The organism is Methanothermobacter crinale (genome assembly GCF_055397825.1).
On sequence record NZ_AP042450.1, the window covers coordinates 68,573 to 90,512 of the forward strand.

A 21,940-nucleotide genomic window follows, 5' to 3' on the forward strand; every position below is an offset into this window, starting at 1 on the left:
CGTAATTTTATTTGGGGACTAATATAATAATATAGCAGGAGGGCTAAAATGTCTTGTGGGGGATAATATGGGAGATACTTTGAGGGTTTCTTCCTCTATACTGGATTTGGCAGAGGGTGCATGTGGTATATGTCATAGGGTCCTCGAGGAACTTTCAAATCATGGCATAAACGCGGAGTCAAGTGAATTTTTCGAAGGTGTGAATGCCAGACTAGTTAATACTCTAGGGGAGGCCATAGGAAAGGGTAGAGACATAACATGGGCCCCAGCCATACTCAAGGCGCAGATAGACGCTGATATCATCCCAGAGGATATAGCAACAGACCTAGAGGGTGTCCTGACAAAGAGAGCCGATCTTAGGAGGGTGGCTGGGATGTCAGGTTATGGGAGGGTCGTGACATCCGCAGGTTTGATAATATCCCATATTTGGGAAAATGGCGGGTATGTGGAGGTTAAAAGGGATGGTATAGGCGTTAGAGCAATATTTTATGACAAAGATGGTGATGAGATCTCAAATTCTGTCACAGGATTCTGCCCAGTCTGTGCAATAAACATATCAGCTGGAAGAGTTCCCAGTATAAGACGTAAAATAGCAGAAAAGTTGAAAGGATCTAAGAACACCGGCAAAATAAAATATGAAAGGGGCATTCTAAATAGGATCAAGTGGAAAAACAGGAGAATATACACCGACCTAATCGAAGATGATAAGATTATAGGCAGGAACTGGGGATGTTGCATAGCATATTCCACCGTAAGAGCTGAGATAGCAGCAGGATTAGGGAGCAAAAAATGGAATAGGATATTTAAACATTATTGCGATCAATGCCCCCTTAAACATTGTTGGATAGGGAAAGCTATGGGAGCTCTTGGGAACAAGGTACTCCATAGGATGAAAAATGTTAACGTAAAAGAGATTGTGAGAATGGAAGATTATATAACAGTAGATATCATGGACAATAACAAGAGAGTGGGTTATGGTATAGGGACCCTTTGTTCATTGAGCGCCTCTGTGAACGCTCTTATGAGATCCGACGCCATCAAAATCCTGAAACCAACACCCGCTGAGGGTTTCCCATACAAAGAAAGAGGGTAATAGAATGGATGAACATGTCATAGAAGCCCTAGGGAAGGCTAAAATCATAATAAGGGATGGTAAGATAGTCTCACTTGGAGAGCCCATGATAAAATACTGTCCATTATTCCATAAATACAGGGGCATCAAAGAACTAAACAAGAAAACTATACGTGAAAATATAGAATTCAGGATAAGAGATTTTGGGATGTGCACACCGGAAAGAGAACTTAGAATGAGAGATTTTCTCTCATTCGGAGTTTCAGAGATAATCTCAACCCTACTAGAAGAGGATTTGATAGACTGTGCAGTAATGGTATGTGAAGGGGCCGGGACAGTTCTAATCACTGAACCAGAATTCGCACAGGGAGTGGGTGGGAGAATCTCAGGAGTAATTAAAACAAGCCCTATAAAAAGGATCATAAAAGAACTTGGAGAAGAAAATGTATTAGAACCAAAAACTGGGAGGATAGACCAATCAATGGGGGTTAAAAAAGCTTTGAACCAAGGATATAATTCCATAGCCGTTACGGTAGCTGACGCAGAAGATGCAGTTAAGATAAGGGAGCTGGGTGGGAGAGTTTATATCTTTGCTGTTCACCTTACTGGTATAACAAGAAAAGAAGCTGAAACATTCTTCCAAAATGCTGATATCATAACATCCTGCGCTTCAAAGCACATCCGCCACATTGGCGATGAAAAAGCATTATTCAAGGCAGGATACTCAATACCAATATACGCAGCCACAAAAGCCGGTGAAAAATTCATAAAAAAGAGGATAGAGAAGATAGGCGGTCTCAAAGAAAAGAAAAACCCCCCACTACCATATCCGCTCATCTAACACTATTCTATTTAGAAGCAATCATCTTCTATGTGATCAGCTATGGCCTTTATCACACAACTCTGGGTTATAAGACCCAATAATCTCCCATCCTCCACCACAGGGATCCTCTGATAACCAGTCTCCACCATTATCTTACTTATCTTACCAATAGGGGCGTTCTTGTCAACCACAACAAGATCCCGGCTCATAATATCCTTCACTTTAAGTTTAAGAGCTTCGCTACCAGCCAATAATATATCCCTATGTGTTATGAATCCAACAAGCTTATCCCCCTCCACCACAGGCACTCCACCAATATTAGCCCGGACCATCTTCAACTTCGCAGCTGCTACAGACTCCCCTGGTTCCACCACAATAACATCCCTTATCATAATATCCTTTGCACAAAGTTTCCGTATCATAAACTTATTTGTGTTCCAAGTCATATATTAAAGATGAGGGGATCCAAAGTGACACAAATGGAAGAAGCAAGAAAAGGCAACACAACACCACAAATGGAGGAAGTGGCCAGATCAGAAAATTATAATATCCAAAAGATCATGAAAAGAGTAGCAGAGGGTAGAATTGTCATACCATCAAACCCAATCCATAACCCAATCCCATGCGGGATCGGTGAAGGCCTATCCACGAAAATAAACGCTAACATCGGCTCCTCACCCAAGTTGGAGGATCCTGACTTGGAAATTAAAAAATCGCTTGTTGCAGTCCAACACGGAGCCGACACCATAATGGATCTGAGCACAGGACCAAAACTAGCCAAGATAAGAAAAACCATCCTAGAAAAAGTGGACGTACCAGTCGGCACAGTACCCATCTATGAGGCTGGTGTAAAAGCCGCGCAAAAAAATAATGGTTCAATAGTCGACATGGACGAAGACGACATCTTCAATACAATAGAAAAACAGGCAAAGGATGGAGTCGATTTCATGACAGTCCACTCCGGCATAACACTCAACACAGTAGAAAAATTAGAAAGATCAGAGAGAATTATGGGGATGGTGAGCAGAGGAGGGGTGTTCCTCGCCACATGGATAAAACATAACAAGAGAGAGAATCCCCTCTATTCAGATTATGATTACCTCCTCGAGATAGCCCATGAATATGATGTTACACTCAGCCTCGGTGATGGACTAAGACCAGGCTGCTTAGCAGATGCATCAGACACCCCACAACTACAAGAACTAATCATACTAGGAGAATTGGTTGAAAAAGCAAGGAAATCTAAAGTACAATGCATGGTAGAAGGGCCGGGACATGTCCCAATAGACCAAATCCCCGCGAATATGAAAATTCAAAAAACCATCTGTAAAGGAGCACCGTTCTATGTCCTAGGTCCTATAGTAACTGACATGGCCCCAGGTTATGATCATATAAGCGCGGCCATAGGAGGGGCTATAGCAGCCTATCATGGAGCAGATTTCATCTGTTATGTCACACCAGCAGAACACCTAACCATACCCGGCGTGAAAGAAGTTAAAGAGGGTGTTATAGCATCCAAGATAGCTGCACAAGCCGCTGACTCCGCTAAAAGGATGTCGAAGGCGTGGAACATGGAATTGAAGATGGCAAGGGCAAGGAGAGACTTCGACTGGGAGAAACAATTTGAACTAGCATTTGACCATGAAAGACCCAGAGAATATAGGATGCGATGTCCAGTTGAAGAAGAAGACATGTGCTCAATGTGTGGCGAATACTGCGCCTTAAGACTCTTCAAAAAGCAATAAAACCCCTAATGCCAAGGGGGATGATGATGGAATACAAAAACCTAGCCAAACTTTATAACAGACTAGAATCAACAACCAAAAGATTAGAAAAGACCAATATAATAGCCGATTTCCTCAAGAAGACAGACCCCGAACTTTTACCACCAGTAACCCTACTCCTTCTAGGTCGTGTTTTCCCAACCTGGAGCGAGGAAGAACTCGGAATCGGGCCGAAACTTCTAATGAAGGCGATATCGATCGTCACTGGTGTGAGTGTTGATGAAATAGAAGAACAAGTCCGTGAACAAGGCGACATTGGCAAAGCAAGCGAAGCACTGTTCAAAAGGAAAGCCCAGGTAACATTCACACCACATCCCCTCACAGTCGAAAAAGTCTATGAAGATCTTAGAAAACTAGCATCTATAACAGGCCAGGGAGCCCAATCAAAAAAGATAGACATACTCCTCGGTATTTTATCATTAGCCTCACCAATCGAGGCCAAATATATAACAAGAACAATACTCGAAGAATTAAGGGTGGGGGCTGGTGAGGGTATTATAAGTGACGCCATCTCACTAGCATTCAACATTAATAAGGAAGTTGTTGAAAGAGCCTATATGCTCACCAATGATCTTGGAATGGTGGCCAAGGTCGCCAAGAGTGAAGGAGAAGCCGGACTCCGCAGACTTTCACTAGAACCTGGAAGGCCTGTGAAGCCAATGTTAGCCCAACTGGCAGAGAGCATAGAATCTGCCATAGAAGAACTGGGGGAGGCGCTCTGCGAAACCAAATATGATGGTGTGAGAGTCCAAATACACAGAAAGGGTGATGAAATCCTCGTATTCACCCGTAGACTAGAAAATATAAGCAATGCCGTGCCCGAGATCATCAAACGCGTGGAAAAAGCCTTACCCCCAGAGGACTTTATAGTGGAAGGAGAAATCATCGTAAACATTGAAGGAAAGCCAGGTTCATTCCAATACATCCTCCAGAGGGTGAAGAGAAAATACGACATCGAAGAGATGATAACTAGGATACCACTAACACTTTACCTCTTCGACATATTATATTATAGGGGGCCACTCATAGACGAACCCTTCAAAGAGCGGCGCAAGATCTTAGAATCCATAATCAAGCCAATAGAAGGTAAGATAGAATTAAGTAGGCAGGTGAAAGTCAACACCAAGAATATCAATGATGGTATAATGCTCTTCAATGAATCTATAAAAGAGGGACATGAGGGTATAATGATAAAGGATCCGAATGCACCATACATACCAGGGATACGGGGTAAAAAGATGCTCAAGTATAAGGCAGAACCTGAAACCTTGGATTTGGTGGTTATCGGTGGAACATACGGTAAGGGAAAACGCGCACACCTTATAGGATCATATCTGCTAGCAGCAAGGGATGATGAAACCGGTGAACTGAAGACCGTTGCGCATGCTGCAACTGGCCTAGATGATAAAACACTTAAAGAACTCACAGAAAGACTGAAAAAGATAACAATAGAGGAAAAAGGGAGGAAAATCAAGGTGAAACCTGAGATAATCCTAGAAGTGGCATATAGTGAAATAGTTAAAAGCCCCGAATATGAAAGCGGCTACTCCCTCAGGTTTCCAGTGGTGAAAAGGATAAGAGATGATCTCAGCCTAGAAGACGTCGACACCATAAAACGTATAGAATCACTCTTCAAAGCATAAATAACTTTTTTTATGGTGTTTATCGTGGAGGATGAGAAGATATTTAAAATTGCCATTTTCATGGCACTGGTGGGTCTTATAGGGATGATAATCTCCGCAGGTAGTATCACGCCACGAGAGGTTAAAATAAAAGAGATAAACAAGGGCATGATCGATGAAAAAATCACAGTAACCGGTTTTGTGGAGGATATAAAAAAGTCAAAGACTGGCAGAGCATCATTCATCACATTAAATGATGGTACTGGAAGAATAACAATTGTAATATTCGAATCGGTGAAAAATGAGATTGAAAGATCCAACTTGAACATGGAAATGCTCAAATATAAAAAAATAAAAATCACAGGGAAAGTATCAGAATACAAGGGTTCAACAGAGATCATACTTGAAGAACCCCAAAACCTGAAAATATTATGAAGGGTCAAATCTTGGAAGAATCAAGTTTTAAAAAGTTCATAGTATTCCTGCCTGCTGTCTTGGCATTCGCACTAGCTTTAATACCTACAATAAAATATGATTGGCCATTAAGCTGGGACATTTACTATCATATACATAATATGAAACTTTACAGTGAGGGTATATTTCTCTGGGATAATCTAACTGCAGCTCCTTATGGAAGGCCAATATTTTATCCCCCACTTTTCCATCTGCTCCTTTTATCTATTGTGAAAATTTTGAATATCAGCCCTTTTTTGGCGGCGAGGTTAGTGCAACCATTTTTAGCATTATTTGGGGTTTTTTCGTTTTCTTATGTTTCAAAGAAATTTTATGGGAATATTATAGGATTTTTAACAGGCTTGTTTATCATTATGAGCCCATTATTCCATAGGATGATGGTCCCAATCCCAGAATCCATGGCGGTGATATTCTTACCCATTCTTGTCTATTTTTATTATCTTGCAATTGAAAAAGCCGAGGATAAATATGCCATAGTGGCTGGTTTCCTATGGGGACTGGTTCTCCTCACCCATCTGTTATCGGCCCTCATAATATTATCAGTGATAACAGTTGCAACTATAGTCTTGAAAATCAAGGACGAAATAAACCTCGAAGGATACTGGATCATTATAATAATAGGTTTAATCACAAGTAGTCTTTGGTTAATCCCCCTCCTCATAAAATATGGTTTTGTATTCAGATCACCACCAACCCAAACATTACCATTTAAAAGCTACATACAACTTATAGGTCCCATCCCATTCTCCCTAGCATTAATAGGTTTCATCAACATCTTATGGGATCGTGAAAAAAAGGACATCATAATACTCTCCTGGTTTATCAGCGTGACATTCATAAGCGTAATCTATATATTCGGCATTAATGTGATCACAGAGAGAATAATCTACTTCAACTTGTTCGCGGTAGCAGTACTTGCAAGTTTATCCATAAAAGCCTTAAATTTTGAGAAAAAGAAGTATACCCTCCTCCTATTGATAATAATGGTCTTATCATTGTATAATGGGTATTCAACCGCCAATTCTATGAAACCCTCCATCTCCACCCCCGAGGTCGAAGTTGCGAGATGGTTCAAATATCATGGCGATCATGAAAGCGTTGTTGTAACTGCAGACTATCATCTGGATCCCATAATAGTATCTATTTCAGACCAACCAGTAGCCGGTGGAGGTTATGCACCAGGTACTGTTAAATCCATCAACAGAGATAAATACATAAGCGGGAACTTCAAAAAGGAAGAAATGATACGGGAAAAAATAGGATATATAGTCCTTAAAACTAATATGAGTCCACCCCCATACTCAAGATTAGTATACATGAATAACGATTTCAAAATCTACGAAAGGTTGATAGAATGAAGAGACTGTTCGGCACATTTGGTGTTAGGAGGATTGCGAATAAAAAATTAACACCAGAATTCGCTTCAAGGCTTTCAGCAGCCTTCGGCTCTCTCATAGATGGAAAGGTTGCCGTGGGTGGTGATACAAGAACCTCAACCCCAATGATAAAACATGCTGTTATAGCAGGCCTTTTATCCAGTGGATGTGACGTTGTGGATCTTGGGATTCTCCCAACCCCTACTGTACAGTATGCTGTTAGAAAGTACTATGATGCAGGGGTTATCATCACAGCATCCCATAACCCCCCAGAATACAATGGGATAAAATTCGTCGATGAACATGGTATAGGAATCAAAGAAGAACTAGAAGAAAAGATAGAGAGAATCTTCTTCGAGGAAAAAGTTGAAAGAGTTCCATGGGAGAAAATAGGCTCCACAACCAAAAATAGGAGGATTATCAGAGAATACATAGACGAGGTTATAAGGAGGGTTGATGCCGATCTCATAAGGGAGGCCAATTTTACCGTTGTAGTTGACTGCGGATCAGGAGCAGCCTCATATACAACACCATACCTTCTAAGAGAACTTGGATGCGAAGTCTTATCATTGAATTGTCAACCAGACGGTTTCTTCCCAGGCCGGGACCCCGAACCAACCCCAGAAAACCTGAAAGACTTGATGGATGTTGTTAAAGTCAGTGGGGCGGATCTTGGGATAGCCCATGATGGCGACGCTGACAGGACAATTTGTATAGATGAAAAGGGAGATTTCATCTTCGGCGATAAAACCTTCGCATTAGTAGAGAAGAAAATGCTAAAGGAAAACAAGGGAGGCTTAATCGTAACCACGGTAGCAACCACCTCAGCCATTTATGATATCGCAAAAGAAAACAATGGAAAAGTCATAACAACACCTGTGGGTGATCTAATCGTGGCAAGAACCCTCAAAGAGAAAAAAGGACTCTTCGGCGGCGAAGAAAATGGCGGATTAATATTCCCAGATTTTGTATATGGTAGAGACGGGGCCCTCTCAGCCGCCAAGATACTCGAGATAATGGCCGAGGAAAGCAAACCCATCTCCAGGCTCGTGGCCGAACTCCCAAGATACTATTCCGAAAAGATGAAAATAGAATGTCCAGACAAACTTAAACCTAGAGTAATGGCCGCTGTCCAAGAAAAAGTTGAAAAAGATCCTAGAGTAGATAGAATAGACACCACAGATGGTGTTAAAGTATTCAAGGAAGATGGTTGGGTGATAATAAGACCATCAGGCACAGAATCCATATTCAGATGCTTCGCAGAAGCCAAAAGCCAAGAAAAGGCCACTCAAATGGCAAAATGGGGTATTAACATCGTTAAAAGTTCACTCGATGAAATAAAAGGTTAGAATCCTGAAAAGGAACCCTTTTATGATAGGACTAATATATTTTATAAAAATTTCATGGCTTGTAAGAAAAATGGAATCCAAATATATTCTCCTGGTCTTAGCAATAACTGCAGGTATGGTTTATTATCTTAGAGAACAGCCCCCAAGAAAACGTCACAGAAAACATCAGCACCCCCCAAAAAAGATCCAATATAATCAAACAACTACCACCCCTCCCCTGGAGATAATATCTGCAGAAGAGGCTCGACATGGCAGAGAATCCCGCAGAATTTGGGAATACTAGAAGTGGAACGCCCTCACTAAAAAATGGAATATATTATGTTCCAGTAGTTGTAACTACAAGTGAAGGACAACATCCACCAGGAACCATTGTAGCCTACATCCGAGTAGATGCAAAAACAGGTAAAGTATTAGGCGCAGAATCCATGAAAATGTACTAACTAGGCCAAAAAAAGGAATGTGAAGTTTTCAGAGGTTTTGGGGTAGGTAAGTGTCTGCTATTGCAGCCACTCCTTCACCCATCTCCACATCGAAACCGAGCTCTCTCAAGGTCATCTCCAGTGCTGAGAACGTTGTTATAAGTTCCCTATGTGTTATGTTACCCATATGTCCTATCCTGAATATTTTGCCTTTCAGGTGATCTTGTCCACCTGCAAGTTCCACATGATACTTGTTCCTCATGGTACCTCGTAGTTCAGCATCTGTCACACCCTCTGGGAGTTTAACCGCTGTAACAGTTGTGGATGAAACCCTCTCATCAGGGAACAATTCAAGGCCCAGGGCTTTTATAGCATTCCTAGTGGCCTCCGCAGCCAACTCATGCCTCCTGATCCTGTTTTTAAGACCTTCCTCCTCCACGACCTTTAATGCTTCGTGTAAGGCGTATACTAACGAGACTGCTGGGGTGTAGGGCGTCTCTGGGGGTTCTAGGCTGCTGGTCTTCCTATACTTTTTGAGGTCTAGATAGTAGCATCTTGAATCTGTATTGTCAATAACATTCCATGCGTCGTCACTTAATGTTATAGCAGCTAAGCCTGGGGGTGCTGCCAGGCATTTCTGTGAACCAGTAACACAAATATCTATATTGTATCCATCAACATCTACTTCAGCCCCTCCTAGTGATGAAACAGTATCAACAATATAAAGTGTATCATAATCATATAGGATCTTACCTATCTCTTTTATGGGATTGGCAACCCCAGTGGAAGTTTCATTGTGCACTACAGTAACTGCTTTTATACTCTCATCTTCCTCAAGAGCTTCTTTAATATCATCAGGGTTCACCGCTTTCCCCCATTCAACCTCAATCCTCTTTGATTCGCCCCCAAATGCCTCGACAATATTACTGAATCTTTCCCCGAATTTTCCACCGACCACGTTAAGTATCTTATCGCCAGGCTCTAGTATATTAACTATGGCCGCTTCCATGGCCGCGGTACCTGAACCTGTAAGTATATAAGACTTATTATTGGTCTGGAATATGTTGGAGATCATCTCACTTGTCTCTGTTAAGAATTTGCCGAATATGGCGCTTCTATGGTTCACTATATTCTCTGACATGGCCTTTAATACCCGAGGAGCGACCCTGGTTGGACCCGGGATCATCAATAATGTTTCATCCATGTTAAAAACCCTCCCGATCATCATTATTTTCATATTATTAAAGAGGATGTTAAAAAGATTTATACTTATCCAATGACTATGACTTAGTAAAAAGGTTCCGCACTTATAAAGTATGGTTTTTTTGAACGTGATTATAATGGATCTCAAAACATGGATTGGATGGTATGAGAAAATCTTGGAAGATTTCAAATTCGATCCCATAGCTGATATGGAAGCTGCTGAATATCTTAACGATTTTCTCAAGAAGCATGAAAATATAAAAGTTGATGTGGATGATCTGCCACATAATGACAAATTCATAATTTTTGGGGCTGGGCCATCAATTAAGGAACATTTGAAGCTTTTGAAGGAGGATTTTGACCTTGGGGTTTTCATTTTGGTGGCTGCTGACGGGGCTACAAGCGCCTTACTAGAAGAGTCCATACTACCAGATATTATTGTAACAGACCTTGACGGTGCCATGGATGATATAATCAGGGCGAACAAGGCCGGTTCCTTCATAGTGGTGCATGCACATGGTAATAACCTGGAAAGGTTAAAAGTTTATCTTCCAAAGCTTAGGAACATCCTCGGAACAACCCAGACACCCCCTATAGGAGATTTACACAATTTTGGGGGTTTCACTGATGGTGATAGAGCCGTTTTTCTCGCGGTTGAATTAGGCGCTAAACTCATAATCTTGGCTGGTATGGATTTTGGTGATATCATTACAAGATATTCAAGGCCCCAGATCAGTGAAATGACAAGGAAAGCGGATGAAATTAAAAGGTTGAAACTGGAATATGCCAAGAAGCTTATAGAGTGGATAATAGAAAATGAGGATGTTAAAATTTATAATCTCGTGGAATCTAAATCATTGAAAGGTTAATATACTTTGAGGGATAACTATCATATTATGGGAATAGATGATATCCTATTACATGACGAGACAATATTCCGGAACTTGCACGCTTTTGACCCTGATTATATTCCTGAAAATTTTAGGTACAGGGATTCGCAGATGGAAGCCCTTGCAGTTTGTATAAGACCTGCCCTGATGGGTGGGAGGCCCATTAACGCTGTTGTCCTAGGGGCTTGTGCAACCGGTAAAACCACAGCTATAAAGAAACTCTTTGAAATGGTTGAGGCTAGCTCAGAGAAGATTGTATGCTCTTATATTAACTGTCAGTTGCACACAACACGTTTCGGCATATTTTCACAGATATACCATAAGATCTTTGGCTATTATCCCCCAGAGACTGGGGTCCCATTTTCTAGGATATACCATGACATAATGCATAAGCTCTCAACAGAGGACAAGGCTCTTATGGTCGCATTGGATGATGTTAACCACCTATTCCATAACAGGAACGCTAATAGGATATTCTATGATATTCTAAGGGCTTATGAGGCATTTGATAATCTTAGGACTGGTATATTCGCCATATTATCTGATATTGAGTTTAGGTATGCTCTTGACAAAAATGTTAACTCCGTATTTATCCCACAAGAGATAATATTCCCACCATATAGTCATAATGAAATATATGAAATATTAAAGGACAGGGCAAGGATAGGATTCTATGATGGTGTGATCTCCGATGAACTAATAGAGGAGATATCAGAGCTAACCTTTGAAACAGGAGACCTAAGATATGGTATAAACCTTCTAAGGGTCTGCGGGAACCTTGCAGAGGCTGAAGCATCCCCCAGGATGAAAAAGTCACACCTCGAAGAGGCTATAAAGGAAACAGCATGCACAAATTTCAAAGACACAATAAGAAATCTTTCAAAAAATGAAAGAGAACTCCTAAATATTATCACAGATGCTGGGGGTGAAAATTTAACAGCAGGCCAAGTCTATGAAGAATTTAAAAGAAGAACAGGGTTAAGTTATTCATCATTTAATAGGATAGTAGAAAAACTTGAATTTCTAAGACTTATTGACACCCCATTCACAGGTAAGGGTGAGCGTGGTAATGCACGACTTATAATCCCAAGATTCAACAAGGTAGATGAATAGGCCTCATGGATAATTTGGCGTGCTCGCGAAAAAATACACACCCCCAATTATAAATAAAAGGACAATGAATATTATGAGACAAGCTTCAATATTAAGGTCACTGGTTCCTCCTTTTTTCTTTGACCTATCCAACCTATACATTTTCCATCACCCCATAAGATAGTCACCTTATGGGAGAATATAAGAAAAGAGGTAGAGAGCATATGAAAACTAATAACAGGTTGGAGAGAACATGAAGAAAAAATTCGAATACTTCGAAGTAACGGCAGACGCAGGCTACTGGGCATACGGGTCAACAATAGAAGAAGCCTTCGAAAACGCAGCCCTGGCAATGTTCGAATTAATGACAGACACAGCCAAAGTCCAGCCAAAAAAGGAAAAAAGGATAGAATTAGAGGCTGAAGATGAAATATCACTCTTACATGACTGGCTCGACGAACTCCTATTCCTAAAGGATACAGAATTCCTATTCTTCTCAAAATTCAAAGTTAATATACAAAAGAACAGAGTATATAGACTAGAAGGAAAAGCCATAGGTGATACCATAAATCCTAGTATACATGAAATCCGCGATGAAGTAAAAGCAGTCACCTATCATCTGATGGATGTCCAAGAAGAAAAGGGCCAATATAAAGTTAGAGTGATAGTAGACTTATAAAAAGAGAACCCTCCTGGGGTGCATCAAATGAACGTGAAAGATATCGTGATAAAAGTTAGAGAATCGGTATGGGAAGTCCCCACAGACTATAAAGAGTGCATGCGCGTCCCTGGACGAATATTCCTAGATGAAGAAGCATTAAAAGACTTGGAGAAGGGAGCAATTGACCAAGTGGCGAATGTAGCATGCCTACCAGGCATACAAAAATTCTCAATCGGCCTGCCAGACATACACTTCGGCTACGGATTCAGTATAGGTGGCGTGGCAGCATTCGACGCCAGTAACGGTATCATAAGCCCCGGTGGCGTGGGATTTGACATAAACTGCGGAGTCAGACTATTAAAGACGAACCTAGACCATGAAGAAGTCAAACCAAAAATAAAAGAACTCATAGACACACTATTCAGGAACGTCCCATCAGGTGTTGGAAGCAAAGGCAAAATAAGACTAAAGGAAGGTCAAATCGATGACGTGCTAAAAAACGGTGCCGAATGGGCTGTCGAAAACGGATATGGTTGGGAAGAGGACCTAGAACACCTCGAAGAAAATGGTAAAATGGAAAACGCCAACCCAACAAAGGTAAGTGAAAAAGCAAAAAAGAGGGGTATACCACAACTAGGCTCACTAGGCTCAGGCAACCACTTCCTAGAAGTCCAAAGAATAGATAAAATCTTCGACGAGAAAGCCGCGAAAGCCTACGGCCTAGAAGCAGGGAAAGTAACAGTACTAATCCACACAGGATCCAGGGGCTGCGGCCACCAAATCTGCTCAGACTACCTAAAGATCATGGACAAAGCCTACAAAAAATACAACATCAGAATACCAGATCGCCAACTAGCCTGCGCCCCAGTAGGCTCAGAAGAGGCAATAGAATACTTCCAGGCCATGGCAGCAGCAGCAAATTATGCATGGGCCAACCGACAAATGATAGTACACTGGGTGAGAGAATCCTTCGAACAAGTGTTCAACAAACCAGCCGAAGACATGGAAATGGAAATACTATATGATGTGGCCCATAACATAGCCAAGAAAGAAACTCACCCAATAAACGGCTTGAAAAGAGAAGTCTACGTTCACAGAAAAGGGGCTACAAGAGCCTTCGGCCCGGGGAGAAAAGAAATACCCTCCAAGTACAGGAAGATAGGCCAACCAGTCATAATACCAGGTACAATGGGAACTGCATCCTATGTACTCCACGGGACAGAAACCGCTATGAAAGAAACATTCGGATCCACAGCACATGGAGCGGGGCGTAAAATGAGCAGAGCAGGTGCGAAGAGAACATACCGCGGAGAAAAAGTCCAAAGAAACTTGTTAAAGAGGGGAATATACGTAAGGGCCACTTCAATGCCAGTTATTGCAGAAGAAGCACCGGGAGCCTACAAAGACGTTGACATAGTCGTTAACACATCCCACAGGACAGGAATATCACGCCTAGTCGCTAAGATGATACCACTAGGCGTCGCCAAAGGGTGACCAACTTGATAGGGATAATAGGTGGAACAGGAATCTATAAGACACCCAAAAATGTGGAGGTGGAAAAAAAGATTATAAAAACACCCTATGGGGATTCCCCCACAATATCAATTTTCAAACTCCATGACAAAAAAATTGCATTCATACCCAGACACGCAGAAGACCACGACTACCCGCCACACAAAATAAATTATAGAGCAAACATATGGGCCCTTAAACGTTTAGGTGTTACTAGGATAATCGCAACCAACACAGCCGGATCACTCCACAAATCCATCAAACCAGGGACAATAGTCACGCCAGAAAATTTCCTAGATTTCACAAAAACGAGGATAGGAACCTTCTACGATGACAGAACAGTCCACGTGGATGTTACAAAACCATACTGTCCAAAGCTCAGAGACATATTATTATCCACCGGAGAAGTTGAGGATGGTGGAGTATATGTGTGCACAGAGGGGCCCCGTTTCGAAACAGCGGCCGAGATAAGAATGTTCAAGATCCTAGGAGGGACAATTGTTGGGATGACAGGATTGCCCGAGGCCGTGCTCGCAAGAGAACTTGAAATGTGCTATGCAAGCCTCTGTCTAGTATCAAACTATGCAGCGTCAATCTCAGAGGATAAACTCACCATAGAAGAAGTCTTCAAAGTCCTGGAGGATAAAAGGCCTGTTATCGTGGAAATTATAAGTAGAAGTGTTGAAATGATTGACGAATCCCCATGTGAATGTCATGAGGCGCTTAAAGGCGCTTCTGTAGATGAAATACTCAGAGGTGAGATGCTAAAATGAAAGTTTTATTATTATGTGGAAGTCCAAGGAAAGAAAGCAACACTATGAAAACCTTGGAAAGATGCGCCGAAAGGATTAGAGAAGAAGGTCTTGAAACTGAGATAGTTTCTCTAAGGGGAATGGACATCAAATCATGTAGAGCATGTCTAACCTGCGCCAAGACAGGTGAATGTGCAATAGATGATGGACTCAACACCATCATCCAAAAAATAAAAGAATCAGAAGGATTTATAGTAGGATCCCCAGTATACTTTGGAACAGCACGCGGCGATGTCATGTCAGCACTACAGAGGATAGGAATGGTCTCAAGAGCATCTGACAAGTTCCTAAAATGGAAGGTCGGCGGACCCATTGCGGTGGCCCGTAGAGGCGGTCAAACAGCCACGATACAAGAGATATTAATGTTCTATCTCATAAATGATATGATAGTCCCAGGTTCAACCTATTGGAATATCCTCTTTGCCTGGGCTGCTGGCGAGGTTGAAGATGATAAAGAGGGTATCGAGACCATAGAACATTTCGGGGAAAACGTGGCTAAGTTAATCAAAAAAATATACTAGGCCCCCTCACACTCGCATACCCCCCCATTGGAGGCTTGTTCAAATTTGAAGATAGCTGTCGCATCATCTGATGGTGAAAATGTAGACTCTCATTTCGGTAAAGCATCTAAGTTTATCATCTACGAGTTCGATGGTGAAAAGGCAGAGATCCTTGACGAGAGGGAAGTCAATGTTAACCCTGCTGAAAAACATCAATGGATAAAAACATTAGAAGCTGTCAAAGACTGTGATATCGTGATAGCGGTCCAGATTGGATTAAGGGCTAAATTCGGCCTTGAAGAGGCGGGTATACGATTCGTATCCGATGAAGGACCCATAGAGGATGTTATCATGAGGTATATTAGACATTATAAGTTCATGAAAAGCTAACCTTAATATTTAAATATATTCTAGGCTAATAATCTACTTCAATAATTTTGGAAAAATTAGGACCCAAGTCTTTCTGTAATTCTAATTTTTCATAAAAATTCACAAATTTTAGGGTGATCATAATGGCTAAAGTGAGAAGAAGAAGAGTAAGAGACACATGGAAAGAAAAAAAATGGTATACTGTAACAGCCCCAAGCCTATTCGGGGAAAAAGAGGTAGGTGTTACGCCTGCACGTGACCCTAAACTATTATCCAATAGGAGAGTAGAGGCCACGATGCGGGAACTTACCGGTGATTTTTCAAGACAATATGTCAAATTAAAATTTGAGATAGAAAACGTGACAGGGGATAAAGCAACTACAAAGTTCATAGGCCATGAGGTTACAACAGACTACGTGCGGAGCATGATAAGAAGAGGTACTAGTCGTGTTGACGCTCCAAAGATAGTGAAGACAAAGGATGGCTACAAGGTAAAAGTACATACCCTTGCCATAACAACCCGCCGAGCCAAATCATCACAGCAAAGATACATGCGTAAGATCATCGAGGACAAGATGGAAGAGCTTGCAAGTGAAAAAACCTTCAACGAGCTCGTGGAAGGTATTGTAACAGGGAAGATAGCCTCAGAGATATACCATGAAGCCAAGAAGGTCTACCCCCTCAAAAGGGTGGAGATAATAAAGACCAAAGTATTAGGGGAACCAGCCTAGGGAATAAAAGCCCCTTATGATGTGGGGGGTCCCCCATATGAAAGACTTTAATTGGATTTATGTACCCATATGCATACTAATAGGATTTTTAACCTACAATCGGCGTGCTTTAGATTTATGGGGATCCCTCCTAATGGTTATAATGGGTTTCCTTATAATAGTAGCCGCTGGGTTTAATTGGCTGGTTTTAATCCTCATTTTTTTGATTCTAAGCCTTTTCGCCACAAAATATAAGAGAAACTATAAGAAGTCTATGAAACTTTATGAAGGTAGGAGGAACGCGCGAAACGTCATATCCAATGGCATAATACCATTTATAATGGCTAGCTTCAGCTACTATGACGGGTTCCTCGGGGGATTCATAGGATCCGTGGCAACAGCAACAGCAGACACCCTAGCAAGCGAAATAGGGGTATTGCAGACTCCCAGATTAATAACAGATTTAAAAAGGAAGGTTAAACCTGGAACAGACGGTGGCGTGTCACCACTAGGAACTGCCTCGGGCATCATCGGCTCAGGTATCATCGGTCTATCAGCATATTTTCTCCAAATATGCCCCAACCCCCTAATCTCTGTTAAAATAGCTGTGATAGCAGGCACCATAGGATGCTTCATGGACAGCATCTTAGGAGCATTATTTGAACGAAAAAATTACATTAACAATGAACAGGTGAATCTACTAGCAACAATTACAGGAGCAGCTGCCGGGATAATCCTCCTCCATTTCTAACATAACCAGGTGGGAAAGTATGAAAAGCCTAATAATGATAATTGATGGGATGGCAGACCGTCCAATACCAGAACTTGGAGAAAAAACACCCCTAGAAGTTGCTAAAACCCCCAACATGGACAAATTAGCGGAAAATGGGATTAACGGTATCATGGACCCGATAAAACCCGGTGTGAGGGTTGGGAGCGACACCGCACACCTTTCAATCCTAGGATACAACCCATACAAAGTCTACACTGGCAGAGGACCATTCGAAGCCGCTGGCGTTGGAGTGGAAGTGAAACCAGGAGACATAGCATTCAGATGCAACTTCGCAACCCAGGACGAAAATGGGACAATAATAGACAGACGCGCCGGCCGAATAAGAGAAAAAACCGACAAAATAGCTGAAACAATCAACTCCATGAAAATAAAAGGCTTCGAAGACGTTGAAATAATCTTCAAGGAATCCACAGGCCACAGGGCAGTCCTAGTTTTAAGAGGTGAAAACCTATCAGATAAGGTATCCGATTCAGACCCTAAAAGAGAGGGCAAACCCCCCAAGACCGTGAAACCCTTAAAAGATTCCCCAGCAGCTGAAAAAACCGCAAAACTCTTAAACAGATTAGTCAAAAAATCATACCAACTACTTAAAGACCACCCAGTCAACATAGAACGCATAAAAAGGTCTGAAAACCCTGCTAACATCATACTACCTAGGGGGGCTGGGGCAGTGCCCCATATAACGAAATTCGAGGAAAAATATGGCCTAAAAGCGGCATGTATAGCTGAAACAGGACTTATAAAGGGTATAGGCAACCTAACAGGCATGGACGTCATAGAAGTTGAAGGGACGACAGGAGGTATAGACACTAACCTCAAAAATATAAAAGATGCAATCCTTGATACAATAAACAGCCAATATGATTTCATACTCGTAAACATTGACGGCGCCGATGAAGCAGGCCACGACGGAGACCTAAAAAGCAAAATAGAATTCCTAGAAAAAGTTGATAAAATATTAGATGACTTCCCACTAGACGAGATATACTTTGTTTTCACAGCCGACCACACCACCCCAATAAGTGTAAAAGATCATACAGGAGACCCAGTACCCATTGTAATCAATGGCCCAGGTATAAGAGTGGATAACATAAAAAGGTTCAATGAAAGAGAAGCAAGCAGAGGCGGACTCTGCAGAATAAAAGGATCAGATATAATGAACATACTACTCGACTTAATGGACAAAACAGAAAAATTCGGTGCATAAAAATGAGACTCTTTGGAACATCAGGCATCCGAGGAAAATTTAAAGAAAAACTAACAGCATCACTAGCATTAAATGTCGGGAAAGCCATCGCAACTTACCTCAAAGGAGAGGGCGAAGTCATAGTAGGATACGATCCGCGCACATCAAGCCAACTCATAGAAAACGCATTATCTGCAGGGTTAATGGAAGGAGGATGTGACATCATCAAAATAGGAATGGTCCCCACACCACTTGTAGGATATGCCACTCCCAAACTCAAAGCCAAGGCAGGTGTAATGATAACAGCCTCACACAACCCACCAGAATACAATGGAATAAAAGTATGGAACCATAATGGAATGGCATACTCACCAGCACAAGAAAAGGAAATAGAAAGGATAATCCAAGAAAAAGATTACATCACAGTAGACTGGGACAACCTTGGAAGTTCAGAACACTTAAACATTACAAAAATGTACATGGAAGATGTGATAGAACATGTCAAGGTGAAAGCTGGACTTAAAGTAGTTGTTGATTGTGGCTGTGGAGCAGCATCATATATAACCCCAGCAATCCTAAGGATGGTTGGATGCGAAGTTTTATCATTGAATTGTCAACCAGACGGTTTTTTCCCGGGCCGGGACCCCGAACCAACCCCAGAAAACCTGAAAGATTTGATGGATGTTGTTAAAGTCAGTGGGGCGGATCTTGGGATAGCCCATGATGGCGACGCTGACAGGATGGTTGCAGTTGACGAGAAAGGCAGGTTCGCAGACTTTGATAAACTTTTAACACTCATCGCAAGGGAAAAGGGTGGTAAGATCATCACCACGGTTGATGCGTCCATCAGCCTCGATGAATGCCTAAAAGAAGTTGACGGAGAAGTTATAAGGACAAAAGTTGGGGATGTGCATGTCGCAGAAGCCCTAATCAGGGAAGGAGGATCATTCGGCGGAGAACCATCCGGCACATGGTTACACCCAGAATTCTCCCTATCACCCGATGGGATATTCTCCGCCCTCAAACTCATTGAAATAGTATCCGAGAAGGGTCCATTATCTAAACTACTCGATGAAATACCATCATATTACAATATAAGGGATAAGATACCCTGTCCTGACACAAAGAAGGATAATGTTATGGAGAAAGTTAAAGAACAACTACCTCAGCAATTCACAGAGAAAATCCAAATAGATAACATAGACGGTGTAAGGATATCACTAGAAGACAACAGTTGGGTGCTAATAAGACCATCAGGCACAGAATCATATATAAGAGTTAGAATAGAAGCCAAAAGGGAAGAAACAGCCCGCAAACTTCATAATATAAGCCGATCCTTCATAGAAAAAACTATAAGGGGATTATGATGCAAGCAGTCATCCTAACTGCAGGTGAAGGGACAAGGATGAGGCCCCTCACACTAACAAGGCCCAAAACGATGTTACCAATAGCAGGCAAACCCATACTACAATACAACATAGAAGCCCTGAGAGAAAACGGCATCAAAGACATCCTAATGATAACAGGATACCACGAATCGAAGGTTAAAGAATATTTCAATAACGGGGAGAAATTTAACGTAAATATAAGATACCATACACAAAAAGAACAACTAGGAACGGCAAACGCCATAAAATACGCCAGAAAACATGTGGAGGATGAATTCATAGTACTCAACGGTGACATCATCACAGAACCAGCCACCATCACAGACCTACTATCCCATCATAAAAAAGCCGACACCACCATAGTACTCAGAGAAGTCGAAGATCCAAGCCAATTTGGAGTTGTTAAATTAAAGGAAGACAATATAAAGGATATCATAGAAAAACCACCAGCCGATAAAGCCCCAAGTAACCTGATAAATACTGGAATATACCTTTTCAACCATAAAATATTCGATTACATTGAAAAGACGAAAAAATCACCCCGAGGAGAATACGAGATAACAGATTCCATCAAAATGCAAATAAAAGACAATTTAACAATAAAAGGCATAATATCCAAGAGACGCTGGATAGACGTTGGAAAACCATGGGAATTATTAGAAGCCAATGAAACACTCCTCAAAGGCGTGAAAAAAGATATAAAAGGTGAAATAGAGGACAACGTCACGATCCACGGGCCAATCATCCTAGGAGAAGAGAGCATAATAAGATCAGGAACATACATCATAGGCCCCGTCTACATAGGGAAAAACTGTGACATAGGCCCCAATTCATACATCAGAGCAAACACATCAATAGGAGATAATGTAAGTATAGGGAACGCTGTTGAAATTAAAAACTCCATAATAATGGATAAAACAAACATAAATCATTTATCCTATGTGGGAGATTCCGTCATCGGAGAAAACTGCAACCTCGGCGCCGGTACAAACATAGCAAACCTCCGATTCGACAATAACCATGTAAAGATGACCATAAAAGGGGAGAAAATGGACACAGGCCGCCGTAAAATGGGAGTGATCTTCGCAGATAATGTTAAAACTGGTGTCAATTCCTCCTTTAACCCAGGTATCAAGGTAGGTGTCGGATCCCGGATAGGACCCGGGAGCATAATATCACATGACATATCATCGAACAGACTAGTCATAGCAAATCAAGAACATATAATCAAGAAAGAGTAAAATCTCCCCCCACATTGGATTGGGGGGGTGGCCAGGATTTTAAATTTTTCTACAAAACCCTTTTACAAAGATAAAAGTTTTTTTATTTAACCATTGCATCACAGGCTTTTTTTATCATGGGAATAAATCCTCGGGAAAATACTTATTAACTCTATATACTAATTATATCATAACAGCCTCTAATCGGGTGGAGAAGATGGGAAAGAACTTTAAAGTCTTCAGCGGAGCTAAGATAATAGGTGAAGTCGAAATAGGGGATCAATCATCAATCTGGTATAATGCTGTGGTGAGGGGTGACATCGAACCCATCAAGATAGGCTCATATTCCAATATCCAGGACAATTGTGTGGTACATACAAGCAAAGGCTTCAAGACTATCATAGGAGACTACGTGTCCGTGGGACATGCAGCTGTATTACATGGTTGCAGGATAAACAACAATGTCCTTGTAGGGATGAACGCAACCATCCTCAATGGTTCCACCATCAATCAAGACTCTATTATAGGAGCAGGTACCGTTGTCACCGAAGGGAAAGAATTCCCACCAGGGAGTTTAATACTCGGCGTCCCAGGGAGGCTCATAAGGGAACTTACAAAAGAAGAGATAAAGTCTATAAAAGACAACGCGCTAAGATATTCTAAACTCGCCAAGAAGGGATTATAA

General features: G+C 41.6%; 25 protein-coding genes. 22 read left to right on the forward strand and 3 right to left on the reverse strand.

The features are described from left to right. Positions 1 to 67: 67 nt before the first annotated feature. On the forward strand, positions 68 to 1,093 hold the full coding sequence (locus tag ACZ5XX_RS00660) for a hypothetical protein (RefSeq protein ID WP_464584609.1): 1,026 nt from the start codon (positions 68 to 70) through the stop codon (positions 1,091 to 1,093). 4 nt (positions 1,094 to 1,097) lie between these two features. After that, positions 1,098 to 1,913 (forward strand): methanogenesis marker 8 protein, encoded by an 816-nt coding sequence (locus ACZ5XX_RS00665; protein WP_464584611.1) that lies wholly within the window; start codon positions 1,098 to 1,100, stop codon positions 1,911 to 1,913. 11 nt (positions 1,914 to 1,924) lie between these two features. Here the strand turns inward: ACZ5XX_RS00665 and ACZ5XX_RS00670 are convergent, their stop codons facing one another. Further along, positions 1,925 to 2,317 (reverse strand): CBS domain-containing protein, encoded by a 393-nt coding sequence (locus ACZ5XX_RS00670; protein ID WP_464584613.1) that lies wholly within the window; start codon positions 2,315 to 2,317, stop codon positions 1,925 to 1,927. A gap of 48 nt (positions 2,318 to 2,365) precedes the next feature. Between ACZ5XX_RS00670 and thiC the strand changes: the two genes are divergently transcribed. Genes thiC through ACZ5XX_RS00705 form a run of 7 tightly spaced genes read left to right on the forward strand, consistent with a single transcriptional unit; the run spans position 2,366 to position 8,940 of the window. Beyond that, positions 2,366 to 3,640 (forward strand): phosphomethylpyrimidine synthase, encoded by a 1,275-nt coding sequence (thiC, locus tag ACZ5XX_RS00675; protein WP_464584615.1) that lies wholly within the window; start codon positions 2,366 to 2,368, stop codon positions 3,638 to 3,640. A 26-nt stretch (positions 3,641 to 3,666) separates the two neighbouring features. Then, on the forward strand, positions 3,667 to 5,322 hold the full coding sequence (locus ACZ5XX_RS00680) for an ATP-dependent DNA ligase (RefSeq protein WP_464586087.1): 1,656 nt from the start codon (positions 3,667 to 3,669) through the stop codon (positions 5,320 to 5,322). A gap of 24 nt (positions 5,323 to 5,346) precedes the next feature. Next, complete coding sequence (locus tag ACZ5XX_RS00685) at positions 5,347 to 5,736, forward strand: OB-fold nucleic acid binding domain-containing protein (protein ID WP_464584617.1); 390 nt, start codon at positions 5,347 to 5,349, stop codon at positions 5,734 to 5,736. Between the two features lie 11 nt (positions 5,737 to 5,747). Next, positions 5,748 to 7,133, forward strand: a complete 1,386-nt coding sequence (locus ACZ5XX_RS00690; RefSeq protein ID WP_464584619.1) for a hypothetical protein — start codon at positions 5,748 to 5,750, stop codon at positions 7,131 to 7,133. Then, entirely contained in the window at positions 7,130 to 8,500 is a 1,371-nt protein-coding gene (glmM, locus tag ACZ5XX_RS00695; RefSeq protein ID WP_464584621.1) for a phosphoglucosamine mutase, read from the forward strand. The genes ACZ5XX_RS00690 and glmM (ACZ5XX_RS00695) overlap by 4 nt, the downstream gene beginning before the upstream one ends. A gap of 22 nt (positions 8,501 to 8,522) precedes the next feature. Continuing rightward, complete coding sequence (locus ACZ5XX_RS00700; RefSeq protein WP_464584623.1) at positions 8,523 to 8,783, forward strand: hypothetical protein; 261 nt, start codon at positions 8,523 to 8,525, stop codon at positions 8,781 to 8,783. Continuing rightward, positions 8,749 to 8,940, forward strand: a complete 192-nt coding sequence (locus ACZ5XX_RS00705; RefSeq protein ID WP_464584625.1) for a hypothetical protein — start codon at positions 8,749 to 8,751, stop codon at positions 8,938 to 8,940. The genes ACZ5XX_RS00700 and ACZ5XX_RS00705 overlap by 35 nt, the downstream gene beginning before the upstream one ends. Positions 8,941 to 8,968: 28 nt before the next feature. Here ACZ5XX_RS00705 and ACZ5XX_RS00710 read toward each other — a convergent pair whose 3' ends face one another. Continuing rightward, positions 8,969 to 10,123 carry a pyridoxal-phosphate-dependent aminotransferase family protein gene (locus ACZ5XX_RS00710; RefSeq protein WP_464586089.1) on the reverse strand — a complete coding sequence of 385 codons (1,155 nt, stop codon included), beginning with the start codon at positions 10,121 to 10,123 and terminating at the stop codon, positions 8,969 to 8,971. Positions 10,124 to 10,259: 136 nt separating this feature from the next. On the opposite strand from ACZ5XX_RS00710, the gene ACZ5XX_RS00715 reads away from it, so the two are divergent. Further along, positions 10,260 to 10,991 (forward strand): 6-hydroxymethylpterin diphosphokinase MptE-like protein, encoded by a 732-nt coding sequence (locus tag ACZ5XX_RS00715; RefSeq protein ID WP_464586091.1) that lies wholly within the window; start codon positions 10,260 to 10,262, stop codon positions 10,989 to 10,991. A gap of 27 nt (positions 10,992 to 11,018) precedes the next feature. Then, positions 11,019 to 12,125, forward strand: a complete 1,107-nt coding sequence (locus ACZ5XX_RS00720; RefSeq protein ID WP_464584627.1) for an ORC1-type DNA replication protein — start codon at positions 11,019 to 11,021, stop codon at positions 12,123 to 12,125. Between the two features lie 3 nt (positions 12,126 to 12,128). On the opposite strand, the gene ACZ5XX_RS00725 is transcribed toward ACZ5XX_RS00720, so the two are convergent. After that, positions 12,129 to 12,266, reverse strand: coding sequence for a hypothetical protein (locus ACZ5XX_RS00725; RefSeq protein ID WP_464584629.1), 138 nt, complete (start codon positions 12,264 to 12,266; stop codon positions 12,129 to 12,131). A 91-nt stretch (positions 12,267 to 12,357) separates the two neighbouring features. On the opposite strand from ACZ5XX_RS00725, the gene ACZ5XX_RS00730 reads away from it, so the two are divergent. The 11 genes from ACZ5XX_RS00730 to ACZ5XX_RS00780 all read left to right on the forward strand — a co-directional run bounded on the left by ACZ5XX_RS00730 (position 12,358) and on the right by ACZ5XX_RS00780 (position 21,940). Continuing rightward, complete coding sequence (locus ACZ5XX_RS00730; protein ID WP_464584631.1) at positions 12,358 to 12,783, forward strand: archease; 426 nt, start codon at positions 12,358 to 12,360, stop codon at positions 12,781 to 12,783. Between the two features lie 27 nt (positions 12,784 to 12,810). Further along, positions 12,811 to 14,259 carry an RtcB family protein gene (locus ACZ5XX_RS00735; RefSeq protein WP_464584633.1) on the forward strand — a complete coding sequence of 483 codons (1,449 nt, stop codon included), beginning with the start codon at positions 12,811 to 12,813 and terminating at the stop codon, positions 14,257 to 14,259. A 5-nt stretch (positions 14,260 to 14,264) separates the two neighbouring features. Continuing rightward, a complete protein-coding gene (gene mtnP / locus ACZ5XX_RS00740) occupies positions 14,265 to 15,050 on the forward strand; it encodes an S-methyl-5'-thioadenosine phosphorylase (RefSeq protein ID WP_464584635.1) in 786 nt (261 codons plus the stop codon). Then, entirely contained in the window at positions 15,047 to 15,610 is a 564-nt protein-coding gene (locus ACZ5XX_RS00745) for a flavodoxin family protein (RefSeq protein WP_464584637.1), read from the forward strand. The genes mtnP and ACZ5XX_RS00745 overlap by 4 nt, the downstream gene beginning before the upstream one ends. 45 nt (positions 15,611 to 15,655) lie before the next feature. Continuing rightward, on the forward strand, positions 15,656 to 15,979 hold the full coding sequence (locus ACZ5XX_RS00750; RefSeq protein WP_464584639.1) for a NifB/NifX family molybdenum-iron cluster-binding protein: 324 nt from the start codon (positions 15,656 to 15,658) through the stop codon (positions 15,977 to 15,979). Positions 15,980 to 16,101: 122 nt separating this feature from the next. Next, positions 16,102 to 16,689 carry a 30S ribosomal protein S3ae gene (locus ACZ5XX_RS00755; protein WP_464584641.1) on the forward strand — a complete coding sequence of 196 codons (588 nt, stop codon included), beginning with the start codon at positions 16,102 to 16,104 and terminating at the stop codon, positions 16,687 to 16,689. A gap of 37 nt (positions 16,690 to 16,726) precedes the next feature. Continuing rightward, positions 16,727 to 17,419 carry a TIGR00297 family protein gene (locus ACZ5XX_RS00760; RefSeq protein WP_464584643.1) on the forward strand — a complete coding sequence of 231 codons (693 nt, stop codon included), beginning with the start codon at positions 16,727 to 16,729 and terminating at the stop codon, positions 17,417 to 17,419. Positions 17,420 to 17,438: 19 nt separating this feature from the next. Then, positions 17,439 to 18,668 carry a 2,3-bisphosphoglycerate-independent phosphoglycerate mutase gene (locus tag ACZ5XX_RS00765; protein ID WP_464584645.1) on the forward strand — a complete coding sequence of 410 codons (1,230 nt, stop codon included), beginning with the start codon at positions 17,439 to 17,441 and terminating at the stop codon, positions 18,666 to 18,668. 2 nt (positions 18,669 to 18,670) lie between these two features. Beyond that, positions 18,671 to 20,014, forward strand: coding sequence for a phosphoglucosamine mutase (gene glmM, locus ACZ5XX_RS00770; protein ID WP_464584647.1), 1,344 nt, complete (start codon positions 18,671 to 18,673; stop codon positions 20,012 to 20,014). Continuing rightward, on the forward strand, positions 20,008 to 21,276 hold the full coding sequence (glmU, locus tag ACZ5XX_RS00775; protein ID WP_464586093.1) for a bifunctional sugar-1-phosphate nucleotidylyltransferase/acetyltransferase: 1,269 nt from the start codon (positions 20,008 to 20,010) through the stop codon (positions 21,274 to 21,276). The genes glmM (ACZ5XX_RS00770) and glmU overlap by 7 nt, the downstream gene beginning before the upstream one ends. Positions 21,277 to 21,463: 187 nt before the next feature. Next, positions 21,464 to 21,940, forward strand: a complete 477-nt coding sequence (locus ACZ5XX_RS00780; protein WP_464584649.1) for a gamma carbonic anhydrase family protein — start codon at positions 21,464 to 21,466, stop codon at positions 21,938 to 21,940.

Bases quoted from the DNA above. Each gene is read 5' to 3' on its own strand.
- ACZ5XX_RS00660 (WP_464584609.1), top strand. From the start codon at position 68: ATGGGAGATACTTTGAGGGTTTCTTCCTCTATACTGGATTTGGCAGAG.
- glmM (WP_464584621.1), top strand. From the start codon at position 7,130: ATGAAGAGACTGTTCGGCACATTTGGTGTTAGGAGGATTGCGAATAAA.
- ACZ5XX_RS00720 (WP_464584627.1), top strand. From the start codon at position 11,019: ATGGGAATAGATGATATCCTATTACATGACGAGACAATATTCCGGAAC.
- ACZ5XX_RS00735 (WP_464584633.1), top strand. From the start codon at position 12,811: ATGAACGTGAAAGATATCGTGATAAAAGTTAGAGAATCGGTATGGGAA.
- ACZ5XX_RS00710 (WP_464586089.1), bottom strand. From the start codon at position 10,123: ATGGATGAAACATTATTGATGATCCCGGGTCCAACCAGGGTCGCTCCT.
- ACZ5XX_RS00760 (WP_464584643.1), top strand. From the start codon at position 16,727: ATGAAAGACTTTAATTGGATTTATGTACCCATATGCATACTAATAGGA.
- ACZ5XX_RS00705 (WP_464584625.1), top strand. From the start codon at position 8,749: ATGGCAGAGAATCCCGCAGAATTTGGGAATACTAGAAGTGGAACGCCC.
- ACZ5XX_RS00725 (WP_464584629.1), bottom strand. From the start codon at position 12,266: ATGTATAGGTTGGATAGGTCAAAGAAAAAAGGAGGAACCAGTGACCTT.
- ACZ5XX_RS00715 (WP_464586091.1), top strand. From the start codon at position 10,260: ATGGATCTCAAAACATGGATTGGATGGTATGAGAAAATCTTGGAAGAT.
- ACZ5XX_RS00665 (WP_464584611.1), top strand. From the start codon at position 1,098: ATGGATGAACATGTCATAGAAGCCCTAGGGAAGGCTAAAATCATAATA.
- ACZ5XX_RS00670 (WP_464584613.1), bottom strand. From the start codon at position 2,317: ATGATACGGAAACTTTGTGCAAAGGATATTATGATAAGGGATGTTATT.
- ACZ5XX_RS00745 (WP_464584637.1), top strand. From the start codon at position 15,047: ATGAAAGTTTTATTATTATGTGGAAGTCCAAGGAAAGAAAGCAACACT.
- ACZ5XX_RS00730 (WP_464584631.1), top strand. From the start codon at position 12,358: ATGAAGAAAAAATTCGAATACTTCGAAGTAACGGCAGACGCAGGCTAC.
- ACZ5XX_RS00765 (WP_464584645.1), top strand. From the start codon at position 17,439: ATGAAAAGCCTAATAATGATAATTGATGGGATGGCAGACCGTCCAATA.
- glmM (WP_464584647.1), top strand. From the start codon at position 18,671: ATGAGACTCTTTGGAACATCAGGCATCCGAGGAAAATTTAAAGAAAAA.
- ACZ5XX_RS00755 (WP_464584641.1), top strand. From the start codon at position 16,102: ATGGCTAAAGTGAGAAGAAGAAGAGTAAGAGACACATGGAAAGAAAAA.
- ACZ5XX_RS00700 (WP_464584623.1), top strand. From the start codon at position 8,523: ATGATAGGACTAATATATTTTATAAAAATTTCATGGCTTGTAAGAAAA.
- ACZ5XX_RS00680 (WP_464586087.1), top strand. From the start codon at position 3,667: ATGGAATACAAAAACCTAGCCAAACTTTATAACAGACTAGAATCAACA.